The 25,828-nt window shown below is 59.9% G+C and carries 28 protein-coding genes; 16 read left to right on the forward strand and 12 right to left on the reverse strand.

All coding sequences use genetic code 11. The features are described from left to right. Positions 1 to 50: 50 nt before the first annotated feature. Entirely contained in the window at positions 51 to 254 is a 204-nt protein-coding gene (locus NCS02_RS00465) for a hypothetical protein (protein WP_250522812.1), read from the reverse strand. A 244-nt stretch (positions 255 to 498) separates the two neighbouring features. Further along, positions 499 to 1,101, reverse strand: coding sequence for a hypothetical protein (locus NCS02_RS00470; RefSeq protein ID WP_250522813.1), 603 nt, complete (start codon positions 1,099 to 1,101; stop codon positions 499 to 501). Between the two features lie 1,082 nt (positions 1,102 to 2,183). Between NCS02_RS00470 and NCS02_RS00475 the strand changes: the two genes are divergently transcribed. Then, positions 2,184 to 2,384, forward strand: a complete 201-nt coding sequence (locus tag NCS02_RS00475; protein ID WP_250522814.1) for a hypothetical protein — start codon at positions 2,184 to 2,186, stop codon at positions 2,382 to 2,384. Between the two features lie 70 nt (positions 2,385 to 2,454). Here the strand turns inward: NCS02_RS00475 and NCS02_RS00480 are convergent, their stop codons facing one another. Beyond that, on the reverse strand, positions 2,455 to 3,207 hold the full coding sequence (locus NCS02_RS00480; protein WP_250522815.1) for a hypothetical protein: 753 nt from the start codon (positions 3,205 to 3,207) through the stop codon (positions 2,455 to 2,457). Positions 3,208 to 3,450: 243 nt separating this feature from the next. Between NCS02_RS00480 and NCS02_RS00485 the strand changes: the two genes are divergently transcribed. Continuing rightward, on the forward strand, positions 3,451 to 3,981 hold the full coding sequence (locus tag NCS02_RS00485; RefSeq protein WP_250522816.1) for a hypothetical protein: 531 nt from the start codon (positions 3,451 to 3,453) through the stop codon (positions 3,979 to 3,981). Positions 3,982 to 4,043: 62 nt separating this feature from the next. On the opposite strand, the gene NCS02_RS00490 is transcribed toward NCS02_RS00485, so the two are convergent. Further along, a complete protein-coding gene (locus tag NCS02_RS00490; RefSeq protein ID WP_250522817.1) occupies positions 4,044 to 4,484 on the reverse strand; it encodes a hypothetical protein in 441 nt (146 codons plus the stop codon). A gap of 357 nt (positions 4,485 to 4,841) precedes the next feature. Between NCS02_RS00490 and NCS02_RS00495 the strand changes: the two genes are divergently transcribed. The 7 genes from NCS02_RS00495 to NCS02_RS00525 all read left to right on the forward strand — a co-directional run bounded on the left by NCS02_RS00495 (position 4,842) and on the right by NCS02_RS00525 (position 11,005). Beyond that, the gene (locus tag NCS02_RS00495) at positions 4,842 to 5,648 is read left to right on the forward strand and encodes a hypothetical protein (protein ID WP_250522818.1); all 807 of its coding nucleotides are present in this window, start codon (positions 4,842 to 4,844) and stop codon (positions 5,646 to 5,648) included. Between the two features lie 165 nt (positions 5,649 to 5,813). Continuing rightward, positions 5,814 to 6,443 (forward strand): AAA family ATPase, encoded by a 630-nt coding sequence (locus tag NCS02_RS00500; protein WP_250522819.1) that lies wholly within the window; start codon positions 5,814 to 5,816, stop codon positions 6,441 to 6,443. A 23-nt stretch (positions 6,444 to 6,466) separates the two neighbouring features. Continuing rightward, a complete protein-coding gene (locus NCS02_RS00505; RefSeq protein ID WP_250522820.1) occupies positions 6,467 to 6,721 on the forward strand; it encodes a hypothetical protein in 255 nt (84 codons plus the stop codon). 215 nt (positions 6,722 to 6,936) lie between these two features. Next, positions 6,937 to 7,815 carry a hypothetical protein gene (locus NCS02_RS00510; RefSeq protein WP_250522821.1) on the forward strand — a complete coding sequence of 293 codons (879 nt, stop codon included), beginning with the start codon at positions 6,937 to 6,939 and terminating at the stop codon, positions 7,813 to 7,815. Between the two features lie 285 nt (positions 7,816 to 8,100). Then, entirely contained in the window at positions 8,101 to 9,291 is a 1,191-nt protein-coding gene (locus NCS02_RS00515; protein ID WP_250522822.1) for a rep family protein, read from the forward strand. A gap of 49 nt (positions 9,292 to 9,340) precedes the next feature. Further along, a complete protein-coding gene (locus NCS02_RS00520) occupies positions 9,341 to 9,808 on the forward strand; it encodes a 3'-5' exonuclease family protein (RefSeq protein ID WP_250522823.1) in 468 nt (155 codons plus the stop codon). 789 nt (positions 9,809 to 10,597) lie between these two features. Next, positions 10,598 to 11,005, forward strand: a complete 408-nt coding sequence (locus NCS02_RS00525) for a VOC family protein (protein WP_175979693.1) — start codon at positions 10,598 to 10,600, stop codon at positions 11,003 to 11,005. A gap of 3 nt (positions 11,006 to 11,008) precedes the next feature. Here NCS02_RS00525 and NCS02_RS00530 read toward each other — a convergent pair whose 3' ends face one another. Further along, complete coding sequence (locus tag NCS02_RS00530) at positions 11,009 to 11,560, reverse strand: YaeQ family protein (protein WP_033536561.1); 552 nt, start codon at positions 11,558 to 11,560, stop codon at positions 11,009 to 11,011. 252 nt (positions 11,561 to 11,812) lie between these two features. Continuing rightward, positions 11,813 to 12,157: a surface attachment protein Sap1 gene (gene sap1, locus NCS02_RS00535; RefSeq protein WP_008352233.1), complete on the reverse strand. Its 345-nt coding sequence runs from the start codon at positions 12,155 to 12,157 to the stop codon at positions 11,813 to 11,815. A 401-nt stretch (positions 12,158 to 12,558) separates the two neighbouring features. On the opposite strand from sap1, the gene NCS02_RS00540 reads away from it, so the two are divergent. Next, positions 12,559 to 13,185: a LysE family translocator gene (locus NCS02_RS00540; RefSeq protein ID WP_175979694.1), complete on the forward strand. Its 627-nt coding sequence runs from the start codon at positions 12,559 to 12,561 to the stop codon at positions 13,183 to 13,185. Then, complete coding sequence (locus NCS02_RS00545) at positions 13,182 to 13,652, forward strand: SgcJ/EcaC family oxidoreductase (RefSeq protein ID WP_175979695.1); 471 nt, start codon at positions 13,182 to 13,184, stop codon at positions 13,650 to 13,652. The genes NCS02_RS00540 and NCS02_RS00545 overlap by 4 nt, the downstream gene beginning before the upstream one ends. Positions 13,653 to 13,664: 12 nt before the next feature. Here NCS02_RS00545 and mnmE read toward each other — a convergent pair whose 3' ends face one another. Next, the gene (mnmE, locus tag NCS02_RS00550) at positions 13,665 to 15,053 is read right to left on the reverse strand and encodes a tRNA uridine-5-carboxymethylaminomethyl(34) synthesis GTPase MnmE (protein ID WP_008352230.1); all 1,389 of its coding nucleotides are present in this window, start codon (positions 15,051 to 15,053) and stop codon (positions 13,665 to 13,667) included. Between the two features lie 309 nt (positions 15,054 to 15,362). Here mnmE and NCS02_RS00555 point away from each other — a divergent pair, with 309 nt between their 5' ends. Next, positions 15,363 to 15,779, forward strand: a complete 417-nt coding sequence (locus tag NCS02_RS00555) for a transcriptional regulator (RefSeq protein WP_008352229.1) — start codon at positions 15,363 to 15,365, stop codon at positions 15,777 to 15,779. Between the two features lie 70 nt (positions 15,780 to 15,849). On the opposite strand, the gene yidC is transcribed toward NCS02_RS00555, so the two are convergent. The 4 genes from yidC to rpmH all read right to left on the reverse strand — a co-directional run bounded on the left by yidC (position 15,850) and on the right by rpmH (position 18,570). After that, positions 15,850 to 17,517 carry a membrane protein insertase YidC gene (gene yidC / locus NCS02_RS00560; RefSeq protein WP_008352228.1) on the reverse strand — a complete coding sequence of 556 codons (1,668 nt, stop codon included), beginning with the start codon at positions 17,515 to 17,517 and terminating at the stop codon, positions 15,850 to 15,852. A gap of 8 nt (positions 17,518 to 17,525) precedes the next feature. Further along, a complete protein-coding gene (gene yidD, locus NCS02_RS00565; RefSeq protein ID WP_250438780.1) occupies positions 17,526 to 17,831 on the reverse strand; it encodes a membrane protein insertion efficiency factor YidD in 306 nt (101 codons plus the stop codon). A gap of 56 nt (positions 17,832 to 17,887) precedes the next feature. Then, positions 17,888 to 18,352 carry a ribonuclease P protein component gene (gene rnpA / locus NCS02_RS00570; protein ID WP_308196617.1) on the reverse strand — a complete coding sequence of 155 codons (465 nt, stop codon included), beginning with the start codon at positions 18,350 to 18,352 and terminating at the stop codon, positions 17,888 to 17,890. 83 nt (positions 18,353 to 18,435) lie between these two features. Further along, positions 18,436 to 18,570: a 50S ribosomal protein L34 gene (gene rpmH, locus NCS02_RS00575; RefSeq protein ID WP_004198824.1), complete on the reverse strand. Its 135-nt coding sequence runs from the start codon at positions 18,568 to 18,570 to the stop codon at positions 18,436 to 18,438. 406 nt (positions 18,571 to 18,976) lie between these two features. On the opposite strand from rpmH, the gene dnaA reads away from it, so the two are divergent. The 3 genes from dnaA to gyrB all read left to right on the forward strand — a co-directional run bounded on the left by dnaA (position 18,977) and on the right by gyrB (position 24,545). Continuing rightward, positions 18,977 to 20,557 (forward strand): chromosomal replication initiator protein DnaA, encoded by a 1,581-nt coding sequence (gene dnaA / locus NCS02_RS00580; protein WP_250522824.1) that lies wholly within the window; start codon positions 18,977 to 18,979, stop codon positions 20,555 to 20,557. A gap of 265 nt (positions 20,558 to 20,822) precedes the next feature. Then, complete coding sequence (gene dnaN, locus NCS02_RS00585) at positions 20,823 to 21,926, forward strand: DNA polymerase III subunit beta (RefSeq protein ID WP_008352220.1); 1,104 nt, start codon at positions 20,823 to 20,825, stop codon at positions 21,924 to 21,926. Positions 21,927 to 22,061: 135 nt separating this feature from the next. Continuing rightward, the gene (gyrB, locus tag NCS02_RS00590; protein ID WP_008352217.1) at positions 22,062 to 24,545 is read left to right on the forward strand and encodes a DNA topoisomerase (ATP-hydrolyzing) subunit B; all 2,484 of its coding nucleotides are present in this window, start codon (positions 22,062 to 22,064) and stop codon (positions 24,543 to 24,545) included. Between the two features lie 68 nt (positions 24,546 to 24,613). On the opposite strand, the gene NCS02_RS00595 is transcribed toward gyrB, so the two are convergent. Continuing rightward, positions 24,614 to 25,474: an AraC family transcriptional regulator gene (locus tag NCS02_RS00595; protein WP_250522870.1), complete on the reverse strand. Its 861-nt coding sequence runs from the start codon at positions 25,472 to 25,474 to the stop codon at positions 24,614 to 24,616. A gap of 156 nt (positions 25,475 to 25,630) precedes the next feature. Here NCS02_RS00595 and NCS02_RS00600 point away from each other — a divergent pair, with 156 nt between their 5' ends. Beyond that, positions 25,631 to 25,825 carry a hypothetical protein gene (locus tag NCS02_RS00600; RefSeq protein ID WP_250497168.1) on the forward strand — a complete coding sequence of 65 codons (195 nt, stop codon included), beginning with the start codon at positions 25,631 to 25,633 and terminating at the stop codon, positions 25,823 to 25,825. The last annotated feature ends 3 nt before the right edge of the window (positions 25,826 to 25,828 follow it).

Genomic DNA, 25,828 nt, shown 5'->3' on the forward strand with positions numbered 1-25,828 from the left:
CATTGATACCAAATCGAAACCCCAATCGAGACAGAAGAGACTCGCGCGACTCAATCACGTTGCGGCTCTCTCACTGTAGCGTTGGGCAGCGTACCTTCCGGAACACCATCAAGCGGATAGCCTTGCATACGGCAGTAAGCGACGACCATCACTTCCACCATGTTTGCCAAACTACGCATCTCCCGCTCGGCAGCCGACTGCAGTGCAGCCTTGATGTGCGGCTCCACCCGGACACTGACCACCTGAGATTTCATTACGGCCATCGCGCTCCCTTGCTAGTGGAACGCTAGCATTGTGCTAGCGAGTTGCAATCCTAGCACGATGAATCCGTGGGGGACACGGTCGTTCGCAGCCAAATCCGCGCAAGAAAAAGCCCGCACGTGGCGGGCCAAGACTCAGCACATGATGCGACGTAACGTCTCGCCACGCAGCAATCCGCCAACCCTCGCTTCCTGCAGAGCGCGGGCTCCGGACCGTAAGTAGAGTTTTATTCAGTCATCACCAGAACGTGAGTCCCGCAGCAAGCGCACCCCGAATCACCTCCTCGTCCTCGTCTTCGAGTTCGAATGTACTCTTCAGATTGGGAAAAAAGACAGCAGGCGTAGCGCCGGGCTCATGTATTGTTATCCCTCTGTTCGCTTGGTTAAGATAATCGGCCAGCATTTGCGGCTCATCACGGGAGCTTGATTTTACTAAACCCCGATAGACATCAAAATGTTTCTCCATCAACTGCCTGACCGTATTTGGACCCCGGCCGTCCGGCAGCGTGTCCATGACGATTTCTTTCACTTCCTCCCACCGCGCGAGCTGGGCTGGCGTCAAGGATGTCGAGGACACCAATTTCCCCGATAAAACATCCTCGCCCCTTGAGTTGAGCTCATACCCAGAGTGGCGGTCGGTTATAAAGGGGGCGAGGGCGGCAATGTATGCCTCAACTCGCGCCTCGGTAAATCCTGTGGAGGCTGCTATATCCGATGCCATTTGTCCCGGATATGCGGCAATATAGTAGAGGACCGCCTGAACACCCGCATCCGTTGAAAGGCTCGCACCATCGAGTGCGTCCAGAAATCGCGAGGCTATTGTTTGGGTATCTGACTTCATTGTGAGATTCTATTTTCTTGGGCAGCAGAGGCGAGGCAATAGTTGCATTTCATGTCATCTCGTTCAGGCTCGCAATACGTTTCGCGCCGGTCCTTTTCACATCCCCGCGACGCGGCACGACCACCCGTCCCGAGTTCAGCCGAATACTACGCTGGAGCCCCATCAAACTGCAAACAGATGGCGTTTGATGCGGCTCTGGCTCCGAAACCGATGGCGGGGCTGATTGCGCGTCAGTAAACCGCGCTCGTCAGGCTCCGGGTGATGGGTGGTGCAGACGATGGCTGCACAATCAAGTGTTCGCCTGCTGAATGAGCACCACTTTCAGCGGGCGAACAAATCAAACACGCGCCATGCTTAGAGCCAGCTCCATCGATTCAGAACTCTCCGCAGATTCCTGACTATCCGCGGGCCTCTCGTGCGAGACTTGGCCGCTACGCGGTCATGTCGCGAAGCGGGGATGGAATTTCGAGAAACAAGATGATGTTCGATGCACAGCACCACACCATCACAATTGTGTAAGGGCCACGCGATTCCGGGCTGCTAGGCCAGCCGAGGAGTCTCAAGCCCGGATGGCCAGTCACTGCCTGCTGCCACGCGTCATTCAAGATGAGGGCACGCCAATCAGGATGAGAATGAAGGTGGAGCGGCGGCGACTGGCGTGGCGCAGCGCCGGCGAGGCGTAGTGGCGCAGGAGTCTCGTGCTGCGCCGCTCGCAAAGCAGGCACCAGGCCACCCGAACGCCGCGCCGGCGACCTGCGGAGAGCGCCTAGTTGGGGCAGACCGCAAGCTGTGTGCTGCAGGGCTGCTTGGATGCTCGCGGACGGGGAGCAGGGCACCTGGGGCGCAAAGCAAGCTGGCCTGTCGGATTCGGGGCGTTACTAGGAGCGGCGAAGGGCCCAGAAATGAATAGGGTGTGCGACCGCTCCGACGTTAGAGAATAGTCATGCAGCCTGCAGCGGCTCTCCGACGTCTCACTTGCACATCGCTGCCGACCATACTGCTTATCTGTCTTTTGCCGTCGGTCAGCGCTATACGTAGGTAGTCGCATCTCGCAAATCAGTTAACCTGGAAATGAGAAGGTCATGAACCAGAAGCCGAACTCCTGCATGGAAGCGTCCAGGAAGGATGAGTATGAAATCGAATACGAGGCCACCGCCGAGGAGTACCTCGGCGATTACGACGATGAATTCCCGCCGGTAACTCCAGTGCTGCCCCAGCAGCAAGTCAGCGGACACATACCGCACGCGCCGACGGCGGCGGCCGCAAGCTGCGTAACGTACTGACTCGTTTTCCTCTCTGTGGCGGTATGTTGGGCCCCCTCGAGGGGCCCTTTTTTATAGCGAGAATTACCGCTCAGAGTTGAGCTTTCAGGCGATTGAAATGCCGCGCCTTGTCCTTTGCTTCTTCAATGTCGAGCTGTCGCGCGAAGTTGGGGCGGTCCGTGTCGAACAGCTCTACGCCTGCGGTATCGCACATGATGCGGGCAGCTTCGACGGCCTCCGGGTACGGCATGAGGCGGTGAGTCTGCAGCATCAGATTGCCCGGAACCTCTGCCATCAGTCGTGCCCACCAGAAGTCTGAGATGCAGAGCCCTTGGTCATCGTCATCACTGGTCATGCTGTCGCCGTAGACCAGGTATTCATCCGTCGCCTTAAACAGTGCGATAGCCCCAACAGCGGCACACGGTACCACCGAAACCGCATCAAGCACTGGCTGCCGGCCAGTCGACGTGAAAGTGGAACCGGGCATCGCCCACCCGATGAACTCGATTCCAGGCGCGACGTCCTTAATCTCGCTGGATGCCTCCGGCAAGGCAATGTTATCTGCCTCGAATAGGTCGCCGTCCAGGGTGTCTGACCAGCTGTGTTGCACAAGGCAGGGGATGCCAAGGACTGCTCGCGGGAAGTGCATCAGCAGGTCTCGCAGCAACACCAGCAGATTGTTGAGGAGCTCGGTGGGGCATTGAGAAATGAGTCGCTCGACGTCACCTGGCTCCGCACTGTAGAGCCACCGGCGGTAGAGCCGACACATGCGCACGTACTGTCGTTCATTAACACCTTCGCGAAGGCAGACGAGCAGTTGCGTGGATAGGTCTGGATGACGCACTTTCGCTCCTTGATGTGCCGATTTCGCCCAACTGTATATCAATGCAATTTGTTTGGCTTCGCAATATTCGCGCGTTATGCAATCGCTCCGTATAACTTGCAGCAAGCTTCCATGGACATTGCTGTCCGAGTGGAAACTGAGCGATTCTGTCGAATCGACCTCCGTGCCGCTAAACGTGGGTATGGTCCCGTGAATCCCGACGCGATGTCGGAATTTTCCAATCCACCCAAACAAGGAGCCCAGATGCCCGCGACCGACCTAACAACAGACGCCACCGCGCGCCAAATGGATGCATATTCGCAGTACCGCGATGCGCTGATTCAATATCTTTTTCTGGCGAAAGCGCGACAGTACTTGGGGCAAGTCGAAAGTGTGGCAGGCACTACTGACCGAACACTACGCAAGCAATTCGAGGACCGATTTCAGCGTCTGACGGACCGCCAGGCGAGGCTCGAAGTTGTGCTGAGTGGCTTCATGAACAACCCGCTCATTACCCACCGCAAGAATCGCGGCCGAACGATTCACGCGGGGAATCAACAGGTGACGAGTGTCCCGATGGCCGCCGAAACCACGGACACCGACGGCATCTCATATGGCGTAGCCGCGTTCGATAGCGGACACAGATTCGCCGCAGATACGAGCGTCGACGATTGGCAGTTTTCGCCGGACCCGTCACCGTCGACAAACATCAACGGCCTGCCGATGGTTGGGAATGTAGACATTCACGGCAACACCTACGGTTCTACTGTCTTCGACAGCAACAACGGCTTCTGACCCGGCGGTCAATGCAAAAAAGGGCTCCACTGCAAGGTGAGAGCCCTTTGAGTTTTTTGCCGCTATCGCTCGCCAGCAGCAATCAACGCTACCACCGCCAGTTTGACCTTGACCGCCTGCACCGCCAATGGCGGCATGTTGTGATACGTGATGAGTATCGACTGCTCGTCAGTCACTTGCTGCAACAGCGCGTCTGCGCGCTGAGAGAGCATTTCCAGCCGTGAGCAGTGCCACCAGCTCTGGAGCGTCGCTCGCCAACCCACCACGGGCAAAGCGAGCTCAGCAGCAAAATTGCTCTCAAGAATGTCGAGCTCCCGCAACGCGTCTTGCAGCACCTCGGCGCTGCGTGGCTTTGCCCGATACACATCGACCCTCGCCATTAGCCCGCCGACCGGCACGGCAATGCTGACAGTCGGCTGCAACTTGTAGAGCGCGTAGGCCACTTCGTTTAACTCTTTCATGAGATGCGCTTCGTGTGCGCGCCCAGCACTTTCGTTCGCCATCTGCCTTTCCTCCGCGGTTACCGCCCAACGGGCGTCTATTCCCGTATAGGAAAAGTGCGGTCAATGCGACGGACCCGGAGACGGCGAACAAGGAAATTATCCTGGACACAGACAGGAACGCGTCGTACGCGATATTTCCACAATGCGCATCCTCAACACGGCGACCGCCATATAACACCATCGCCCAGCGCATTGACATGCTTAATGTTTGCGCATAGGATGTCGAATCCTGATGCAAGGTTGCCGCAAGGCACCGACACATACGGTCGATAATTGACGGGCATCCCCCGTCGCCCTCCATGGGTCCTTTGACGCTATCACGCAAGCCTGCGTGTGCGATAACCATGGAGAATCGACATGCAGCGAACCAGAACCGCCAACTCAGTATCTCCTGCCCAGTTCCGTCCGGAATACGCGCTCAGCGCCCGCCCAATCTGTCAGCGGGCAGCACACTCTCAGTCAAGCCTACCCCCCGACGCTAACGGCGCCCGTTTTTCGCACGCGTGCCCCGTCGAAGCTACCGCAAAGGCTGCCGCCCAATCTGCCGTCGCGCTCATCGAAGCCGAGTTCAAGAACAACCGCAGGTTCTATGAGTACAAATTGCGCTGTGCAGGCGTCGCTTGGCACGAGCTGCCTGATGCCCTGTGCGAGATGTTCGCTCTCGCGGTCATGTGGGCCCAGTCGTACGACCCCAGCAAGAGCGGAATCTCGAGCTGGCTGGGCAATCAAGTCGTGCGGACCGTCGCGAGCTCGATACTTGGAAGCCGTCGTCCCAACTGGCGACATCAGCAGGAGCGTGAACTGTCTGCAGAAGCGCTGATGACCGATGCGGCGCAAGACTCGTCCGAAATGACCATCAACAGCTTCGTTAGCGCCGGCGCACAGGTCGATGACCTGAATGTTGTGGCGTTTCTGAACAAACTGTCCACCGAACTAACCCCCACCGAGACGACCGTCATCGACATCTGCGGTGTCGACCTGCTACATGAGCGCCTGACAGCAGCACAACTCGTCCAAGTACGCGAACTGCTGAACGTGCGCAGCCTTACCACCGTTCGCGCGTTCACGCAAAAGCTCGGCGGCAAAATGCGCAAGCTGGCGCTCGCCTATTTCGATGCACAAGACCTGGTGGGGCGCCCAGGTTTCGACAAATGGGCCGCCTGATTTTCGTTCGCCCCTCTTACGGCTGACCATTCACGACAGGCGCCGGGTGTTTCATGCACGGCTGCTCGCGCTATACCAATGTAGAAGACGCGTTCACGAATCTCTCTGCAAAGAACACAGAAAGGTTCCAGTCGTTTACATCAACTACTACTCAGAGAGAAGGGCATGAGCATCATTGCTGTTCTGAACACGAAAGGTGGTGTCGGTAAAACGACCGTAGCCCTGAATCTGGCAATTGGCCGGGCGGTCCAGGGCGGCAACGTGCTTGCCGTGGATGGTGACCGCCAAGGAAGCTTGCTGGCAGCACTGGCCAACCGCGGCGACCGCATGCCCTTCATCGCGGTAGCGCAATATGTGGACGGTCAGGTGCTGAGGCAGCAAGTGCAACGCGCTGCATCGCTCTACGACGACATCGTGATTGATGCCGGTGGCCGCGACAACACTGCTTTGCGCGCAGCCCTGCTGCTCGCAGACAAAGTCATCATTCCGTTCCTTCCGCGCTCATTTGACGTCTGGTCACTCGATGACATGAGCGTCCTCCTGGCAGAAGCTCGCGCAATCAAAGAGGTAGATGCCTACGCGCTGCTATCGATGGCGGACGCTCGGGGCAGCGACAACGATGTCGCAAGTCAAGCCGTGCCAGCAGGAATACAACTGTTGCGTGCCTTTCTGGGGCGCCGCAAGGCCTTCGCGGATGCTGGCGGCGCCGGTCTGGGCGTACTTGAGCTGAAAGCAAATCGAGATAGCAAGGCTATTGCTGAAATGCAGGCGTTGCTTGCCGCCGTCTTCAACTGATACCCGACAATAAGGAGCTCTCCATGGCAGTCATTTCACGCGTCAAGCCTGCTTCAGCTGAAGCATTTATAGGCAGCGCTCCGGATGCTGGCGCCGTCGCGCCAGCGGCGGCCGCAGTCCGTGCCAAGACTATCCGCAAGTCTGGCAAGAAGAACATCATCTCCGTGTCTATCGACCCGACCGTGCTCGATGAACTCGACGGCTATGCGAATGGCATGGGTATGAGTCGCGCGGCCGTGATTACCTACGCGGTAAAGAAACTGCTAAAAGATGAGTGAATTGCCTCGCCTATCTGCTTGGCACCACCGCAATCAATGTGCATACACATTGACGCGCTCATGCGGAACATGAGCCGTGGTTGTTTCGCATGGCACGCGCGTAAATCGTGGTCGCGCGCTGATTTTTCCGGAAAGTTACCGCTATACGGAATCATCTGCACGGTAAATACAGCCGACCCTCGAGGAACAGAACAACGACATTCGTTAAGACCGCTATGACTGATACCCTGCAGCAGCGCAAGCCATTCTTAAGGCTCGTGACCAGCGCATCCGCGGCTGAGACCCCTCACGCGACCACGCCAATCAAGCCGAAGGCTCCCATCCGCCGTCAAGCCAAAGCTCGCGGCACGGCCGAGAGCGATTACCCGTTGCGCGCGATTCTCGACATTGAGGTCTCGTGGGTATCAAAAAAGACCATTGAGCAGATGTGCCACCTCAATACGCCCGAAGCGGAGCTGACTCACCAGCAGCGCGGGGAACGTCGCCTGCTTGGTGACTACGGCCTGAAAGCGAAACCGGCCATTGGGTCACTGCCGCCGGCAATCGTGCTTGAGAACAAGCGCTGGTTCAGAAAAAGTCGACCCGAACTCAAGCATCTCGCGAACCTACTCGAAGAAAGCGGTGGTGTCGTGCCATACACACCCGGATGCCCGCGTATCACCCAGAAGTTCGTGCCACCGGCTCCAATGAGCCAGACTGGCACACCGTTGTTAGCAGTGCTGCAGGCGAAACTCACCCCTGAACTGACAGTCGAAGACGCCTGTCATCTGCGAATCTTGGACGAAGATGATGACGTTCCGACGGCTGAACAGTTTCTTGAGCACGTACGCCTGTTTCGAGAATCCGGCCTGAACGCGAGCCCGGTCTTCCTCGATATGAGCTCCGGCACAACTATCCCCCCAGCGATTGTGTTGCGTGATGAGAAAATCTTTGCGGCGACATTTCCAGAACTGGCTCACCTGATACCGTTGATGAAAGAAGTCGGTGGCGTAGTGCCATACACGAGAGGGCTTCCAAGAATCATGAAACCGTCGACCTCGTTAAAGCTCAGGGCCGAGAGGCATTTGCGCGTCGTGCCGGCCAATCCAGCGTAGCAAGCTGAGCAATTTCTCAAATTGCAAAAAACACACCCCAATCCATGGCAGTTTTGACTGGTGTGTTTTCCTTTCCGAAAAATCACCAGTCAAGACAACGCATTTCTTCGCGGCATATGACACGGCAAGGCGTTCCTATACTAAAAATCCGCGGTTACCAAAGCCGGTGACCGCATTGTCTAACTCGTCGCAAACCAGCGCGAGGACATGTTTTGAGCCGCCCAATGGCGAGATATGAGGTCAGCTACCTGAATAGCTGGACTGCGACGCACATCGAGTGCGTCCATGTCGAACATCAAGCAAGTCTTGTCTGCCATCCCGTTCTTGAATCGGGATGGAAGCAAACGCGAAAACATTGCTCTCCAGAACATCGTTCGGGAGATTCTTCCTGACAGCCGCGTAACTGCGTGCATGCGTCACCGCCTGGGTGCCTCGTCGGTATCTGTCGGTACAACCGAGCGCGGCGGCACTCATCTTGGAGGGCTCATGGTCTGCGATGCGGGACACACCTGTCCTGTTTGCCATGCTCGAAAAATGGCCAAGGAGCGGCGGATAGTTTCCCGCATTGTTCAAGACCACTATCAGTCCGGCGGCATTCTCGTCGATTCAGTGCTTACTGTTCCGCACTTGGTCTGCGAACCCCTGTCGGATGTCCTGGAGCGCCTAGATTCGGTCTGGGAGTGTCTTCGCAGCAGGCCCATCTGGAAGGAGCTCGCTCGCAAGCTGGGCGTTGTTGGATGTGTACGGCGATTCGAGATGACGCTGGGCGCGCACGGCTGGCACCCCCACTTCCACGTCAGCTTTCTGTGTGATGTGGCGCATGCCGAGGAAATCAAGGGTCATTCATGGCGTGCGGCACTGGACGACGCATTCAGCATCGTCTCGGGCCATTGGCGCCAGGCTGGAAAGGAGGCCGGCATCGCGATTTGCGAAGAGGCGCAAGCGGCCGTCGCAATCATCGGGCACGTGGACGCCCAGCGGGCTGTGAGCTACAACACGAAGAATATGGGCTACTGCCGGAAGGTCGAGAGCCTGACGCCGATGGATTTGCTCCGCGTTGCGGCGCAAATAGATGATGCGGCCATCGTGCGTACCGCGAAAAGGCTATTCGCTGAGTATGCACGTGCCACTAAGGGGAAGCACATTTTGAGCTACACCGGGACGGCCAGGACCGCCCGTCGTGGAGCCGTCGCACAAGCTGAGGCGGATGGTGCCGAAGTTGTCCAAGAGAAGCTGGGCATCGTGTCGCCAGACGCGTGGCGCGCCATCGTGAAGAACGGACTGCGCGAAGTCCTGGCGGTTGTGAAATCGCGCCGCGAGCTCGTTGCGGTCGTGCTCCGAGCGGCGCTCGACACTGGGTGCGGGCGCATTCCACTCGGGTGGATGCAGTTGTGCTTTGAAACGAAAACCGTAGTTAGGTCAAGCTGTCCGCCCGTGCGCCGGCTCACAGTCAATGGAGCTTGGTCCAAGGCATAGACCGGCCGGACCTGTACCCTAGAACGTCCCGACATCAGACGACTCAATCATGAGCATGCGCGTGTTTATAGATACCGAATTCACGAACCTGCAGGACCGGGAGCTGATTAGCATCGCGCTTGTTGCTGAAAATGGCACAGAGTTTTACGGGGAGTCGAGCGACTTTGACCGTTCCCGCTGCAGCGGCTTTGTGCAGGAAGTGGTCTTGCCGCAACTCGGCATGCCCGCGGCGCGGTCCATGCCATATCTGGAGCTCCGGCGGGAAGTCCAGGAGTGGCTCCGACGTTTTCCCCGTCGAGACAATCCGGTTATTTGCTATGACTATGACGGCGACCTGAAATTGCTGGAAGTTTTAATCGGCGGCGGGCTTCCACCAGGATGGCGGCACGAGAGCATTTGGAGCAAGATAGACTCATTTCGGCAAGGTGAGTTTTTTGCCGAGCATGGTCACCGGCATCACGCCTTGTGGGACGCTCGCGCGAATTGTGCAAGCGTACAGCGCAGAGCCATAAGTTAGCTCGTGGTCAACGAGCAGCAATTGGCGTGTGTCTAAGCGGGAATTCTCGCTGTGCCGACATCCATTGACTGTGAGCCCCCAATATCGCGACATACCGGCAGTCCAGTTAAAACTTGAGAACGACTCTGATACATCGATTGCGATGCCCCGCAAGCGGCCGATGCAAAGACCGAGATATTGCGGCACCACTGCCCGTCGGCTGTGGAATTGAGCTGACCGGTGCAGAGTTTCCGACAGGCTGACTGCCCGATGAGGGGTGTCGGAGCGTTGGCAAAATGTGGCATCGTGCCAAACGGCTGTGTCGTCGTATTGCGGATTCGTGGGAAGACATGGCCCGACAGATGGACGAGCATGCGACGCAGAGGCGGCTGAAGTTTTAAGTCGCCTGCGCGAGGGCAATATATGAACATGTCGTCGGCCGGAACGCGACGCGCCCCGACAATCAAACAGCTTCCGGGCAAAAGAATAGGCATACCCGTTTGAGCATATCGGGCGATAATTACTCAAGCGGGGGTGCCTTAGTAGTGCTGTTGCAATTTCTGCGGTCGAAAATTCTTGGCAGGATTCCCAGCCTAACCGACTTTGGGGCATGTCATGGGGCACGTTGAAGAGTCGCCACCAGATATTCGGTACTATTGCTTTGGTGTTTTTACAACAGTTCAGGAGCCCTCCTCTCCACCACGAATCCAAAGGGCCTGTCTCAAACCCCAGGCCCTTTCCCATTTCTGCACCCATCTGCACTTCCCCAACCGGCTAAACTGATCGCCATACAAAACATGCGAGGCCCGCATGCACTTCGAAATCCGCGAAATCGACCACGTCGTCATCCGCTGCGCCGATCTCGACCGCATGGTGGACTTCTATCGCGTCGTATTAGGTTGTCCGGTCGAGAAGGAGCAGCGCGATATCGGCCTCGTGCAGATGCGCGCGGGCCGTTCGCTGGTCGATCTGCTGGCCGTCGGCGCGAAAATCGATCGGCCGGAGAGCGGTCAGCCCGGCGCGGGTCGCAATATGGATCATCTGTGCGTGCGCGTCGAACCGTTCGATGCCGACACGTTACGCGCGCATCTCGAAAAGCATGGCGCGCGCATCGGTGAAGAGGCGCGACGATACGGCGCCGAAGGCTTCGGCCCGTCGCTCTATTTCTTCGATCCGGAAGGCAACATGATCGAGTTCAAAGGTCGGCCCGACGTCTGATGTTCAGGCCGCGCCGTCCTTCAGAACGTTCCAGCGGATCGCGACGGCGTCGGCAGTCTCGCTGCCTAGCGTGACGTCGCCGTCCTGCACCATCATCTGCAAACGCATCGTCCGTTCGGCCAGCTTGCCGAGCGCTTCTGCGATGCCATCCGCGAGCGACCAGACCGTCACGTTCTGCAACCGTTCGACCTTGCCCTTCACGCCGTTCCACCAGATATCCGCGGTCTTTCCCGCATACGCGATCACGATCACGCGCTCCGAGCGGCCACTCGCCTTCGAGATGCGCCGTTCGTCCGGCTGGCCGACTTCGATCCACGTCTGGATCTGCCCGGTGAGATCCTTTTGCCACAGATCGGGCTCATCCGTGTCGGACAAGCCTTTGCAGAATTCGAGACGCTCGTCGGCGAACATGCCGAACGCGGCGACGCGCACCATCATCCGTTCGTCCGTCTCCGAGGGATGGCGCGCAATGGTCAGGGAATGATCGCCGTAGTAGTGGCGATCCATGTCGGCAATTTGCAGGTCTGCCTTGTAGATCGTGGATTTGAGAGCCATTTAGCATCGGACGCCGGTCTTTCGGCCAGCGGAAAAGAATTGTCGAGATGGCGCGAGCGTTTGCGCGCCAAACCGACATTGTGCGGGGAATCGAAGGAAATTTGGAAGACGCCGACGCGCACGATCGTGCTTCGATCGCGGCGGAATGGATTGATGGCCTGTTGCCGACGATCAATTCACGGATAAATCCCGCTTCCGGCGCAATTCAATAATCGCGCCGGATCGTCGGCTAGATATTCTGCGAGGAACCGCTTATTGATCGATGAAACGATCCGCGGTCCACATACCTTGCGTGTCGCTATTTGAGGCGTTGACGAATTCGATGTCATGGCCCACCACGCGAATCACGCGAAAATGCGAATCGACCGGAGTCGAAATGCATTCGAAACCCTCGAAGAACTGCTGCATCTTCTGATGCTCGCCGGCTTTCGCGTGTTGATCGGCCGAATCGAACTTGTCCTTGGATAAGCAGCCATACGAGTTTGGTCTGAAAGTGAACGTCTGCTGAGGCTGAATAACGCCGTCCTGGGCTTGCGCTGCGGAAACGGTTGCAAACAAACCCATCATCGCGAAGAGAATACCGACGCGTCTTTTCATGTATAGCCCCCAAACGAAACCGTTTCGAAATTAGCTATGTATTTAAAAGCGGCTGACCGCAAAACTCATGCTAGTTGACGGAGGCAAACTTGCAAGCATATGTTATGTGCGACCGCAACACGTCAGAATGTCGCAGGCGCTTTTCAAGTGAAGCGGCAATTGAAATCCAGTTAAAAATCGCGAAAACGAAGCGCGAAAAGAAATGAAAGCTCGCTCTTATGCCGGAAGGACTGTGACAATTTGCCTGCCGCGCGCGCGTGGTGCGTTGCATTAGACGCCCGTGAGACTGATCCAATACATAACGACCGATGCGCTCTGCGCGCGTCAAGATGGCCAATCGGCCTATTGCAAGCGTTCGGCGTTCATGGATAAATCGACGCATCGAACTCTGGAGATCAAGCATGACCCTTGCCCAATGGCTGCCGTTCGCGATCGCGTCGGCGATCCTCGTCGCGATTCCCGGCCCGACCGTGCTGCTCGTCGTGTCCTACGCGCTCGGCCACGGCCGCAAGTACGCATTCGCGACGACCATCGGCGTCGCGCTCGGCGACCTTACCGCGATGACCGCATCGATGCTCGGCCTCGGCGTGGTGCTGGCGGCATCGGCTGAATTGTTCATGGTCGTGAAGTGGATCGGCGCGGCGTATCTCGTGTACCTCGGCATCAAGCTTTGGCGCGCGCCGGTGGTCGATACGGACGCGGTCCAGCCTACCGGCGAACTGCGCACGAGCCGAATCATGGCCCACGCGTACGCCGTCACGACGTTGAACCCGAAGAGCATCATTTTCTTCGTCGCGTTCGTGCCGCAATTCGTCGATCCCCACGCGGCGAGCGTGTCGCAGATCGCGATTCTCGAAGCAACCTTCGTCGGACTGGCGGCCGCCAACGCGTTCGCCTACGCGCTGCTCGCGTCCGGCGCGCGCAAGGCGATCCGCAAGCCTTCCGTGCAGCGCGCGGTGAACCGCACCGGCGGCGCGCTCCTGATGGGCGCGGGCATTTTCGCCGCGGCATGGAAAAAAGCAGCATGAGTCAGCCGGACGATTGGACCGCAAGCGCGCGGCGCGTGTATTTCGGCCTGCTCGACGACTGGAACAGGCAGGACGCGGCCGCGATGGCGGCGCGCTTCACGGAGCGCGGCAGTCTTGTCGGTTTCGACGGCAGCGCCATCGACGGGCGCGCCTGCATCGAGGCGCATCTTCAGCCGATATTCGCCCAGCATCCGACGCCGCGTTTCGTCGCGAAGGTGCGCGAGGTGAGGCGCATGGCGAACGGGCAGACGTTGCTGCTGCGTGCCGTCGCGGGCATGTGGCCGCGCGGCGCGACGGCGCTCGAGCCGAGTCTGAGCGCGGTTCAGACGATGGTGCTGTCGCTTTGCGATGGCGTGTACCGGATCGAGATGTTCCAGAACACGCCTGCCGCGTTTCACGGACGGCCGGAAGAAAGCGAAAAGCTCAGCGTGGAATTGCGCGAGCTCGGCAAACCGGCGGGCGCGTAGTTATTTGGACGTCTACTTTCCGATGCAGAAGCGGCTAAAAATCACGCCGAGCAAGTCATCGGAAGTGAATTCGCCCGTGATCGCGTTGAGATCGTCTTGCGCGAGCCGCAGTTCTTCCGCGAAAAGATCGAGCACTTGCGACTGTTGGTCGGCATGTCCGGCGGCGAGCGCGAGATGTTCCCGCGCCTCGCGCAGCGCGATCAGATGGCGCTCGCGGGCGAGATACACGCTCTCTGCGCCCGCTTGCCAGCCCGCGATCTTCAGCAGCTCGTCGCGCAGCAGCGAAATGCCATCGCCGGTTTTCGCCGACAGATTGACTTCGCGCGCGTGACCTTCCGCATCGCGCACAGATGACGGCGCGCCCGCGAGGTCTGTCTTGTTCATCACTCGCACGACGGGCACGCCAGCCGGAAAGCGCGCCGCGATGGCCTGATCTTCCGGCGTCACGCCTTCGCGCGCATCGAGCAGATGCAGCACGACATCAGCGCGCTCGATTTCGCCCCACGTGCGCTCGATGCCAATGCGCTCCACCTCGTCCTGCGTCTCGCGCAGCCCCGCCGTGTCGATGATGTGCAGCGGAATGCCTTCGACCTGAATCGTCTGCGCGACCTTGTCGCGCGTCGTTCCGGCAATCGGCGTGACGATCGCCAGTTCCGCGCCCGCGAGCGCATTCAGCAGCGACGACTTGCCCACGTTCGGCTGGCCCGCGAGCACGACCGACAGACCCTCGCGCAAAAGCGCGCCCTGACGCGCGTCGGCGAGAACCGTGTCGAGCCGCTCGCGGATGCGCGCGAGCTTCCCGCGCGCGTCCGCGGCTTCGAGAAAGTCGATCTCTTCCTCGGGAAAATCCAGCGTCGCTTCGACGAGCATGCGCAGCGTAATCACGTCTTCGACCAGCGCATGGATCTCGCGCGAGAACGCGCCTTCCAGCGAACGCCCGGCCGAGCGCGCGGCGGCTTCGGTGCTCGCTTCGATCAGATCGGCGACGGCCTCCGCCTGCGCCAGATCGAGCTTGTCGTTGAGAAACGCGCGTCGCGTGAATTCACCCGGCTCGGCGAGCCGCAGGCCGAAATCGCGGCCGGCTTCGATCGCCCGTTGCAGGACGAGTTGCAGCACGATCGGGCCGCCGTGTCCTTGCAACTCCAGCACATGCTCGCCGGTGTAGGAGTTGGGCGCGGGGAAATAGAGCGCGATGCCGCGGTCGAGCGCTTCGCCGTTGCCGTCGCTAAACGGCACGTAGCTCGCATGACGCGGCGCGAGCGCCTGGCCGCACAACGCGTGCATCGCCTTTTGCGCGGCGGCCTCGCCTGCGCGACCGAACGACAGCCGCACGACGCCGATCCCGCCACGCCCCGGTGCGGTGGCGATTGCGACGATTGGATCGGTGTCGTTGCTCAGCATGTCGATGCGCAATGTGATGGTTTCAAAGTGCGGGCATTGTATCGCGGCGTCTGATTCCCTTTGTCCAGCGCTGTCGGAAGCGTCCCATATGAATTATCTTTTTTGAGATAGAGGATCCCAACGAAACGGAAAGCGAAACTTCGTGCATTGAAGAACGCAAGCCGCGCAGCGATTGGCGATATGATGCAAGCTCGCTGCCAAACGGCAATCAACAACAACACTTAATCAAGATAAAGAGGCGCAGCCTCGCGCCAAAAGTAGCGCAATTGGTTGACTGGTAAGCAGCGATTGCCTCGCACAATCCAGCCCATGCCTACACCACAAGAAAAGGCCGATTTCTCCGAGCGGCTCAAATTCTCGATGACCCGCGCACCCGAAAAGATGCGCGGAGCGACTGATCTCGCATTGCACTTCAACCTGCGCTATCAAGGCGAGCCCGTTTCGCCGCAGACGGCGCACAAGTGGCTCACCGCGCGTTCGATCCCGACCGCCGACAAGCTGAAGACGCTCGCCGACTGGTTCAAGGTCGACCAGCACTGGCTGCACTACGGGCCGCCGCCGAGCGGCAATCCGCAGGTCACGCCGAAGCCGCTTGCGCGCGACGAGCAATATCCCGCGTCCGAGGAGACGCTCGAACTGGCGACGAAGATCGAAGCGCTGTCGCCGCATCATCGATACTTGCTCGAGGAGCTCGTCGAGCAGTTCTACGGATCGATGAAGCGGTAAATTCCCACTCCACCAAAACAAAACGCCCGGCCAGAGCCGGGCGTTTTCGCATCAAAAGCAGACGCAGCGCTTACGCCGCCTTCTTACTCTTTCCCATCATGCGCGTGATGTAGTACTGCTGCGCGATCGACAGCACGTTGTTCACCACGTAGTACAGCACGAGACCGGCCGGGAAGAAGAAGAACATGACCGAGAACGCGATCGGCATGAACATCATCATCTTGGCCTGAACGGGGTCCGGCGGCGTGGGGTTCAGCTTCGTCTGCAGGAACATCGAGACGGCCATCAGCACCGGCAGGATGAAATACGGGTCTTGCTGCGACAGATCGTGAATCCAGCCGATCCACGGCGCGCCGCGCATTTCCACCGACGACAGCAGCACCCAGTACAGCGAGATGAACACCGGAATCTGCACGACGACCGGCAGACAGCCGCCGAACGGATTGACCTTCTCGGTCTTGTACAGCGACATCAGTTCGGCGTTCATCTTCTGCGGATCGCTCTTGAAGCGCTCGCGGATCTGCTGCATGCGCGGCGTGATTTCCTTCATGCGCGCCATCGACTTGTAGCTCGCCGCCGACAGCGGGAAGAACACGGCCTTGATGAGCAGCGTGAGCAGCACGATCGCCCAGCCCCAGTTGCCGACATAGCTGTGAATCTTCTCGAGCAGCCAGAAGAGCGGTTTGGCGATGATCGTCACCATGCCGTAATCCTTCACCAGCTCCAGACCCGGCGCGATGCCTTCGAGCATGCGCTCTTCTTCCGGACCGGCGAAGAGACGCGCATCGACGTTCACGGTCTGTCCCGGCGCGATGGTCTGCGCGGGCATCGTCACGCCGACGCGGTACAGGTCCGGGTCGATCTTCTGCACGTAGATGTCGCGCTTCACGCCTTGCTGCGGAATCCACGCGGACGCGAAATAGTGCTGCACCATCGCGATCCAGCCGTTATCCGACGAGGTCTCGAACGTTGCCTTGTTCTTGTCGATGTCGGAGAAGTCGATCTTCTGGAAGTGCTTCTGATCCGTGTAGACCGCCGGCCCGATGAAGGTATGCGAGAAGCGCGGCGTCTCGACCGGCGTGTTGTCGCGCACGAGCTCCATGTAGAGCTTCGGCGTGACCGGCGCGGTGCCCACGTTCTCGATCTTCGTATCGACGTTGATCACATAGCTGCCGCGCGTGAACGTGTAGGTCTTGATGACCTTCACGCCACCCTTCGCGGGCGATTCGAACGCGATCTTCAGCGTCTTTTCGTCGCCCGTCAGCGAAGTCTGGCCGGGAACGGGCGTGAAGATGTCGTTGTGATTCGGGAAATCGCCGCCGAGCAGGCCCGTGCGCGCGAGATACGTGTGGTTCGCGGTGTGATCGAACAGCGTGATGTAAAGGTCCGGCTGCTTGCCGTCGCCTTCCTTGACCAGCGAAAGCTTGGAGAGCGTGCCGCCGCGCGTGTCGATTTCACCGGAATACACGTCCGTCGTGAACTTGACGAGCTGCGATTGCGCCGTGGCGGGCGGCGTCGTCGATCCGGGAGCGGCCGTGCCCGCGGGCGCGTTCGGCAGTTCGGACGGCTGCGCGCCGGATGCGGCCGAGCCCGGTGCCGGGTTGCTGGCGGTCTTCGCCGGTTGCGTCGCGCTCGGGAAGAACATCGACGGGCGCCCATGGTCGCGTTGCCAGTTGTCGAACAGCAGGACAACTGACACGAAGAAGATGACCCATAGGACGGTGCGTTTGATATCCATGCGTTGTCTCAGTGTCGATCGGAAAGCGCTTTAGCGCCGTTTGGTGTTGAAAGCTTGTCTTGCCCGGGGCTTGTGGCGTCCGCGCCAGATTCTTGTGCGTTGGGAGGCGGCACGAGATCGACGCCGCCCGCCGAAAGAGGATGGCAGCGGCAAAGCCGCTTCACGGCGAGATACGTGCCATGCGCGGCGCCATGATACTGGATTGCCTCGCGCGCGTAGTCGGAACAGGAAGGATAAAAGCGGCACCGGTTGCCGAGCAGAGGGCTCACAGCAACCTTGTAGAAGCGCAACAACGCGATGAGTGCCGTTTGCATAAGCTTCGCGCCGCGCGCCGGACTTGCCGTGGAGGCGAGTCTGCGCAATCCGCGCTTCATGACCCTGACGGGCCGGATGATTCGTCGACGGCGGGCGCCTCGGGCGGCGCCGCCACGGTTTCGGCCCTGCGGCGCGCGGCTTCGCGCACGGCACGGTCGAACAAAGTTTCCAGCTCGCTGCCGACGAGCGCCCGAAGCGGCGGGGAGCTCGCGCTCGGCATTGCCTTGCGGTCGATCTTCGCGTGCAGCCGCACGAGAATGTCGAATCCGTCCAACTGCGTGCGACGCAGCCGGAACGCATCGCGCGCAAGCCGTTTGATCAGATTGCGCGTGACGGCGCGCGGCGCCTGCTTCTTGCCGATCACCAGCCCGAGCCGCGCTTCCTTTCCGGACGGCTTGCCGTACAGAACGAAATGCGGCGAACGGCGCCAGGGGCGCAAACGAAAAACGGATGAGAACTCATCCGTTTTCAGCAGCCTTGCGGCCTTGGGGAACGCGGCCTGCGCCGGCAACTGAACGATGTCCTGTCTCAAGACTTCTATGCGGCGCGTGAGCGGCTCGCCGTCGAGTGCGACATCCAACCGCGAGCGAACACTCGGCAGACTTAGATGGCCAGGCGCTTGCGGCCCTTCGCGCGGCGAGCGTTGATGACCTTGCGGCCGCCAGCGGTCTTCATGCGAACGCGAAAGCCGTGGGTGCGCTTGCGACGGGTAACGGAAGGTTGGTAAGTACGTTTCATGGTGCTCTCACTTGAGTTGATTGACCGCGCGGGCTAAGGCTCCAGTGTGGTCACTGCAAGCGCGATGGCCGGAGGTTCAGGAATTCTGTTTTCGCGGAACCCGCTATTTAAACCGTTTTCCTATTGACCGTCAATAGTTTAGCGCCACCGAACGCGTATTCCGGCGCATTTCCACCGCGTCCGACGTGCTGATTTGACCCTGTGGATAACTCGCGCGCCACCCTCGTTTGGCGTTAGAATCTCGCCTTACTCCCAAATATCCGCCCGCTGCTTCGGCCCGCCGTCCGCCCGCAAACCCTTGCGGCGTAAGCCTCCGGAGCATCCCTGCTCGGCCGTGCCGGGACTTGTCCGAACGTTCGGCAAGCACGGCCCGCAGGTGCGGAGCAAACCATAACGACCGCATTCGATGAACGATTTCTGGGAACACTGTTCCGCACTGCTTGCGCGCGAACTCACGCCGCAGCAGTACGTCACGTGGATCAAGCCGCTGACCCCGGTCGACTTCGATGCCGGCGCGAACACCTTGCGCATCGCCGCTCCCAATCGCTTCAAGCTCGACTGGGTGAAGAGCCAGTTCTCGGGCCGCATCGCCGATGTGGCGCGCGACTTCTTCAGCGCGCCCATCGACGTGCAATTCGTCCTCGATCCGAAAGCGACCGCGCGCAACGCCATCGGCGGCGGACCGAATGCCGCGCCACGTCCGACCGCGAGCGCGCCCGTCGCGCCGCGCGCCCCGGCGTCGGCTGCGGCCGCGCCTCAGTCGCCGACGGTCGTTGCGCATGCGAACGCCACCGCGCACATCAACGCGCTCGCCGCAGAAGCGGCACAGCAGGCGCAAGCCACGCAGGAAGATCAGGCCGATCTCGACCTGCCGAGCCTCGACGCCAACGAAGCCGCTGCCGGCCGACGCACGTGGCGTCCGGGCGGCGCGCCTTCGGCCGCGGGTGAAAACGATTCCGCCTACGAGCGCTCGAAGCTGAATCCGGTGCTGACGTTCGACAACTTCGTCACCGGTAAGGCGAACCAGCTCGCGCGCGCGGCGGCCATTCAGGTCGCGGACAACCCCGGCATTTCGTACAACCCGCTCTTTCTGTATGGCGGCGTGGGTCTCGGCAAGACGCACCTGATTCACGCCATCGGCAATCAGTTGCTGATGGACAAGGCGGGCGCGCGCATCCGCTACATCCACGCTGAACAATACGTGTCCGATGTCGTGAAGGCGTACCAGCGCAAGGCGTTCGACGACTTCAAGCGCTATTACCACTCGCTCGATCTGCTGCTCATCGACGATATTCAGTTCTTCTCCGGCAAGTCGCGCACGCAGGAAGAGTTCTTCTACGCGTTCGAGGCGCTCGTCGCGAACAAGGCGCAGGTCATCATCACGAGCGACACGTATCCGAAGGAAATCTCCGGCATCGACGATCGCCTGATCTCGCGCTTCGACTCCGGTCTCACGGTCGCGATCGAGCCGCCCGAACTGGAAATGCGCGTCGCGATTCTGATGAGGAAGGCGCTGTCGGAAGGCGTGAGCCTGTCGGAGGACGTCGCGTTCTTCGTCGCGAAGCATCTGCGCTCGAACGTGCGCGAGCTCGAAGGCGCGCTGCGCAAGATCCTCGCGTATTCGAAGTTCCATGGCCGCGACATCACGATCGAACTGACCAAGGAAGCGCTCAAAGACCTGCTGACGGTGCAGAACCGGCAGATCTCGGTGGAGAACATCCAGAAGACGGTGGCCGATTTCTACAACATCAAGGTCGCCGACATGTATTCGAAAAAGAGGCCGGCTAACATTGCGCGCCCGCGCCAGATCGCGATGTATCTGGCGAAGGAACTGACGCAAAAGAGCCTGCCCGAGATCGGCGAACTGTTCGGCGGACGCGATCACACGACCGTGCTCCACGCGGTGCGCAAGATCGCGGCCGAGCGCGGCACCGATGCGCAGTTGAACCACGAACTGCACGTGCTCGAACAGACGCTGAAGGGCTAAGCGACCGATCGACGCTTTGCCAGGAACGCACGCGTCATTTATTGCGCCCGGCGGCCTGTTTTTTAACGAAAACGTCCCCATTTTTAGGGAGCGGTTCCGTTTTGAGGCACAATATAGGTTTAGCCGTCCGTGGCCTGGGCGGCATTCGAGCGCAGTTTTCGCGAGTGACCGGCGGGGGGCCGGCAACGCGTGTTACGAGGTTGTCCGTCGGGCAAATCTGGTGGCGAAACCGGCGGACAGGCCGTCACATCAACGAAGGAACTCTATGCAACTGGTCAAGACCGAACGAGATAATCTTCTAAGGCCGCTGCAAACCGTGAGCGGCATCGTAGAACGCCGCCATACGTTGCCGATCCTCGCGAATTTGCTCATCACCAAGAACGGCGCCGATGTGTCGTTCCTCTCGACCGACCTCGAACTCCAGATCACGACGCGCGCCGATTTCGGCGTCGGCAGCGATCAGGTCGCCACGACGGTCGCAGCGCGCAAGCTGCTCGACATTCTGCGCGCGATGCCTTCGGGCGAAGTCGTGCTCGACCTCTCCGACAAGCGTCTCACGGTGCGTTCGGGCAAGAGCCGCTTCGCGCTCCAGACGCTCGCCGCCGACGAATTTCCCACGGTCAACCAGGCTACTGACTTCGGCGCGAGCCTTTCGGTTCCGCAGAAGACGTTCCGCCAGTTGCTCGGCATGGTTTATTTCGCGATGGCCCAGCAGGACATCCGCTACTACCTGAACGGCATGCTGCTCGTGGTGGATGGCGACCAGCTGATGGCGGTCGCGACCGACGGCCACCGTCTCGCGTTCTCGTCGATGAAGATCGAAGGTTCGTTCCCGCGTCAGGAAGTCATCATTCCGCGCAAGACGATTCTCGAGTTGCAGCGCCTGCTCGAAGACATCGACGACTCGTTGAAGATCGACATCGCCGCGACGCAGGTGAAGTTCAGCTTCGGTCAGGTGGAACTGGTGTCGAAGCTCGTCGAGGGCAAGTTCCCCGACTTCCAGCGCGTGATTCCGAAGTCGCACAAGAACACGTTCGAGATCGGCCGCGAAGAGTTGCAGCGCTCGCTGCAGCGCGCGGCGATTCTCACGTCCGACAAGTTCAAGGGCGTGCGCTGCCTCGTCGAGCCGGGCCAGCTCAAGATCATGTCCACGAACGCGGACCAGGAAGAGGCGCAGGAAGAACTGGAAATCGCTTATCAGGGCGATTCCGTCGATATCGGATTCAACGTCACGTATCTGCTCGACGTGCTCGCGAATCTGAAGGTCGACACGCTCAAGGTGAGCCTTGGCGACGCCAATTCCAGCGCGCTCATCACGATTCCCGAGAACGAGGAATTCAAGTATGTGGTGATGCCGATGCGTATCTGACGCACGCAATACCGAGAACACTCCAAGGGGCGGCGCGCCCCTTTGGCGTTTTTAAGGTGTTTTGAAAAGTTCGAGCAGTAATCGCAGCGTTATCGAAGCAGTGTCGAAGCAGTGACGCAGAACCGGAAAAAATCCATGACTGAAAACACAAATTCGCAACCCGACAACAAGCCTGACAACAGCTACGGCGCATCGTCGATCCAGATCCTCGAGGGTCTGGAGGCCGTGCGCAAGCGGCCGGGCATGTATATCGGTGATACGTCGGATGGCACCGGTCTGCATCACCTCGTTTTCGAAGTGCTGGACAACTCCATCGACGAAGCGCTCGCCGGATATTGCGACGACATTCACGTCGTCATTCACGCGGACAACTCGATTTCCGTCACCGACAACGGCCGCGGCGTGCCCACGGGTCTGAAGCGCGACGACAAGCACGATCCGAAGCGTAGCGCCGCCGAAATCGTGATGACCGAGTTGCACGCGGGCGGCAAATTCGACCAGAACAGCTACAAGGTGTCGGGCGGCCTGCACGGCGTGGGCGTGTCGTGCGTGAACGCGCTGTCGGAATGGCTGCGCTTGACCGTGCGCCGCGACGGCAAGAAGCACTTCATGGAGTTCGCGCGCGGCGTCGTGCAGAACCGCGAGCTCGTCGAGGAAGACGGCGTGCAGTATTCGCCGATGCCGGTCGTCGGCGAAACGGAAAATCGCGGCACCGAAGTGCACTTTCTGGCGGACGCGACTATCTTCGGCAATGTCGAATTCCACTACGACATTCTCGCCAAGCGCATGCGCGAGCTTTCGTTCCTGAACAACGGCGTGCGGATTCGCTTGACGGATCAGCGCACCGGCAAGGAAGACGATTTCGCGTTCGCGGGCGGCGTGAAGGGTTTCGTCGAGTACATCAACAAGGCGAAGCAGGTGCTGCATCCGACCGTATTCCACGCGGTCGGCGAGCGCGAGAACGTGACCGTCGAAGTGGCGATGCAGTGGAACGACAGCTTCAACGAAAGCGTGCTGTGCTTCACTAACAACATTCCGCAGCGCGACGGCGGCACGCACTTGACGGGCCTGCGCGCGGCGATGACGCGCGTCATCAACAAGTACATCACCGATAACGACATCGCGAAGAAGGCGAAGGTCGAGACCACCGGCGATGACATGCGCGAAGGTTTGTCGTGCGTGCTGTCGGTGAAGGTGCCGGAGCCGAAGTTCAGCTCGCAGACGAAGGACAAGCTCGTGTCGTCGGAAGTGCGCGCGCCGGTCGAGGAAATCGTCGCGAAGGCGCTGGAAGATTATCTGCAGGAAACGCCGAACGACGCGAAGATCATCACGGGCAAGATCGTTGATGCCGCGCGTGCTCGCGATGCCGCGCGCAAGGCGCGTGAGATGACGCGTCGCAAGGGCGTGCTCGACGGCATCGGTTTGCCGGGCAAGCTCGCGGATTGTCAGGAGAAGGATCCGGCGAAGTCCGAGATTTATATCGTCGAGGGCGACTCGGCGGGTGGATCGGCGAAGCAGGGACGCGACCGCAAGTTCCAGGCGATCCTGCCGCTGCGCGGCAAGGTGCTGAACGTCGAGAAGGCGCGCTTCGACAAACTGCTGTCTTCCGAGCAGATCGTGACGCTGGTGACGGCGCTCGGCTGCGGCATCGGCAAGGACGACTACAACCTCGACAAGCTGCGCTATCACCGCATCATCATCATGACCGATGCGGACGTCGACGGCGCGCACATCCGCACGCTGCTGCTCACGTTCTTCTATCGGCAGATGCCGGAGATCGTCGAGCGCGGGTACATCTATATCGCGCAGCCGCCGCTTTACAAGATCAAGGCGGGCAAGGACGAGCGCTATATGAAGGACGCGCACGAGCTCAACCAGCATATGTTGAAGCTGGCGTTGCAAGGGTCCGAGCTCATCCCGAGCGAAGGCGCCGATCCGATCTCCGGCGATGCGTTGGGCGAGCTCGCGCGTGCTTATTTGCTGGCGCAGGCCGTCGTCGATCGTCTCAGCCGCATTTACGACGCGGCTTCGCTGGAGGCCGTGATGGACGGCGTGGTGATCGATCTGTCGTCGCAAGAAGCGGCGGAGGCATCGGCGAAGCGTCTGGAAGAGCGTCTGCGTGCCGACCCGCTGAAGCCGGAAGTGAGCGTCGAACCGGCTTACGATCAGGTGCGTGAGCTGCGCTCGCTGCATGTCAAGCGGCGTCATCATGGCAACGTGAAGGTCACGGTGTTCGACGAAGACCTGCAGCTGACCGCGGATTACAAGCAGCTCGTTTCGACGGCGGATACCTTCAAGGGCTTGATCGGCGAAGGCGCGTTGATCAAGCGCGGCGAGCGCTCGATGGCGGTGACGGATTTCAAGAGCGCGATGAAGTGGCTGATCGCGGATGCCGAGCGCAACGTTTCGAAGCAGCGCTATAAGGGCTTGGGCGAGATGAATCCCGAGCAGCTGTGGGAAACGACGATGGATCCGAACGTGCGGCGTTTGCTGCGCGTGCAGATCGAGGACGCGATCGCGGCGGATGGCATCTTTACGACGCTGATGGGTGATGATGTCGAGCCGCGTCGGGCGTTTATCGAGAATAACGCGCTGCGCGCGGGGAATATTGATGTTTGATTGCTGATTGTCTCTGCATCATCCAAACCCGTGTCCGCGCAAGCGGCACGGGTTTTTCTTTTCGCGCATCACGCGCTTTGCCGCAACGACAACCAAATCTCCGTCACCAGATCCCCCGGCGCGGTCTCCCTCGGATCATTCACATAAACCTCGAAAACCGGCGCCTCTCCGGTTTCACGCCCGGAGCGCGGCAACCATTCCCCATACAACCACTGATACGCAAAACAAAGCTGCGCATACGGCCCGATATGCGTGAGCACCGCAAACTCCCCACCCGCGACTTCCACCCGCGAAACCGGTGCTTCGAACTTCACATCGTCGGGGGAGAAGAGCTCACAACAAGCCATCGAGCGCAAATCGTCTTCGGCGACGGCGGAAGGATCATCGAAATAAATCCCGAGCGAGCGCGCCCGCGGATCGACCAGCCCGCGCACCGCGAGCCAGTGAAACAGCATCTCGAACCCCCGCCCGATATTCATGTACGACCCGCGATGCTCCATCGCCGCGACCGTAAATCCACGCTGACTACGAATATCGACCTGATGCATCGCCGTATCTCCTGATCGAACTTCATCCAAAGGAACGAATCTCGAAGCGCCGCCCTCACTGCGAAACTGCGCCGGCGGAATCCGATAACTCGCCTGAAACGCCCGCGAAAACGCCTGCACGCTGCTGTAACCCGCGTGTTCGGCGATCGAATCGATCGGCAGGGCGCCCTGCAAAAGCTCGTTCGACGCGCGATGCAGCCGCAAGCGTCGGACGGTCGCCGCCGCCGTCTCTCCATAAAACGCGTGATAAATCCGATGCCAGTGATACGGCGACAAACACGCCACCTCGGCGAGCCGATTGAGATCGAGCGCGTCGTCGAGATGATCGTGGATATACGCGACCACGCGCGCGAGCCGCGTCTCATAAGACTTTTCGCTCATCGCCAGCTCCGAAAGGAAAGAAAACCCGATGTCAGGAAACGTAGCACGACCCGCTTTAGCATTTCTTGCGGACTTGCGCCGACCGCGCCGCCACGAGACACGCGTACACTTTCGCCTTTGAGCGCACGAACGCGCCACGAACCGAGAAATACGAACATGTTCACCTGCCGAAACCAGTCCTGCGGCGCCGATTGGGCGCTGTCGGACGTCGATATTCACAACGAGGGCCAAGGCCTGCTGTTCCGCTGCCCGATGTGCGGCGCGCGCAACTACGTCACGCGCCACGAGACCAAGGACGGCGACGTGACCTACGAGCAAGTCCAGGACATCACGCCGCACGGCAAGCGATAACCG

This window comes from Caballeronia sp. NCF2, assembly GCF_023631205.1.
Taxonomy (GTDB): Bacteria; Pseudomonadota; Gammaproteobacteria; order Burkholderiales; family Burkholderiaceae; genus Caballeronia; species Caballeronia zhejiangensis.

Excerpts from the sequence above, each read along its gene's own strand:
- NCS02_RS00595 (WP_250522870.1), bottom strand. The coding sequence starts at position 25,474 with ATGAGCGAAAAGTCTTATGAGACGCGGCTCGCGCGCGTGGTCGCGTAT.
- rpmH (WP_004198824.1), bottom strand. The coding sequence starts at position 18,570 with ATGAAACGTACTTACCAACCTTCCGTTACCCGTCGCAAGCGCACCCAC.
- NCS02_RS00515 (WP_250522822.1), top strand. The coding sequence starts at position 8,101 with ATGTCGAACATCAAGCAAGTCTTGTCTGCCATCCCGTTCTTGAATCGG.
- NCS02_RS00510 (WP_250522821.1), top strand. The coding sequence starts at position 6,937 with ATGACTGATACCCTGCAGCAGCGCAAGCCATTCTTAAGGCTCGTGACC.
- NCS02_RS00545 (WP_175979695.1), top strand. The coding sequence starts at position 13,182 with ATGAGTCAGCCGGACGATTGGACCGCAAGCGCGCGGCGCGTGTATTTC.
- NCS02_RS00490 (WP_250522817.1), bottom strand. The coding sequence starts at position 4,484 with ATGGCGAACGAAAGTGCTGGGCGCGCACACGAAGCGCATCTCATGAAA.
- NCS02_RS00530 (WP_033536561.1), bottom strand. The coding sequence starts at position 11,560 with ATGGCTCTCAAATCCACGATCTACAAGGCAGACCTGCAAATTGCCGAC.
- yidC (WP_008352228.1), bottom strand. The coding sequence starts at position 17,517 with ATGGATATCAAACGCACCGTCCTATGGGTCATCTTCTTCGTGTCAGTT.
- NCS02_RS00500 (WP_250522819.1), top strand. The coding sequence starts at position 5,814 with ATGAGCATCATTGCTGTTCTGAACACGAAAGGTGGTGTCGGTAAAACG.
- NCS02_RS00505 (WP_250522820.1), top strand. The coding sequence starts at position 6,467 with ATGGCAGTCATTTCACGCGTCAAGCCTGCTTCAGCTGAAGCATTTATA.
- NCS02_RS00600 (WP_250497168.1), top strand. The coding sequence starts at position 25,631 with ATGTTCACCTGCCGAAACCAGTCCTGCGGCGCCGATTGGGCGCTGTCG.
- dnaA (WP_250522824.1), top strand. The coding sequence starts at position 18,977 with ATGAACGATTTCTGGGAACACTGTTCCGCACTGCTTGCGCGCGAACTC.
- NCS02_RS00520 (WP_250522823.1), top strand. The coding sequence starts at position 9,341 with ATGAGCATGCGCGTGTTTATAGATACCGAATTCACGAACCTGCAGGAC.
- NCS02_RS00470 (WP_250522813.1), bottom strand. The coding sequence starts at position 1,101 with ATGAAGTCAGATACCCAAACAATAGCCTCGCGATTTCTGGACGCACTC.
- dnaN (WP_008352220.1), top strand. The coding sequence starts at position 20,823 with ATGCAACTGGTCAAGACCGAACGAGATAATCTTCTAAGGCCGCTGCAA.
- mnmE (WP_008352230.1), bottom strand. The coding sequence starts at position 15,053 with ATGCTGAGCAACGACACCGATCCAATCGTCGCAATCGCCACCGCACCG.
- NCS02_RS00475 (WP_250522814.1), top strand. The coding sequence starts at position 2,184 with ATGAACCAGAAGCCGAACTCCTGCATGGAAGCGTCCAGGAAGGATGAG.
- NCS02_RS00525 (WP_175979693.1), top strand. The coding sequence starts at position 10,598 with ATGCACTTCGAAATCCGCGAAATCGACCACGTCGTCATCCGCTGCGCC.
- gyrB (WP_008352217.1), top strand. The coding sequence starts at position 22,062 with ATGACTGAAAACACAAATTCGCAACCCGACAACAAGCCTGACAACAGC.
- NCS02_RS00540 (WP_175979694.1), top strand. The coding sequence starts at position 12,559 with ATGACCCTTGCCCAATGGCTGCCGTTCGCGATCGCGTCGGCGATCCTC.
- sap1 (WP_008352233.1), bottom strand. The coding sequence starts at position 12,157 with ATGAAAAGACGCGTCGGTATTCTCTTCGCGATGATGGGTTTGTTTGCA.
- NCS02_RS00465 (WP_250522812.1), bottom strand. The coding sequence starts at position 254 with ATGAAATCTCAGGTGGTCAGTGTCCGGGTGGAGCCGCACATCAAGGCT.
- NCS02_RS00555 (WP_008352229.1), top strand. The coding sequence starts at position 15,363 with ATGCCTACACCACAAGAAAAGGCCGATTTCTCCGAGCGGCTCAAATTC.
- NCS02_RS00485 (WP_250522816.1), top strand. The coding sequence starts at position 3,451 with ATGCCCGCGACCGACCTAACAACAGACGCCACCGCGCGCCAAATGGAT.
- NCS02_RS00495 (WP_250522818.1), top strand. The coding sequence starts at position 4,842 with ATGCAGCGAACCAGAACCGCCAACTCAGTATCTCCTGCCCAGTTCCGT.
- yidD (WP_250438780.1), bottom strand. The coding sequence starts at position 17,831 with ATGCAAACGGCACTCATCGCGTTGTTGCGCTTCTACAAGGTTGCTGTG.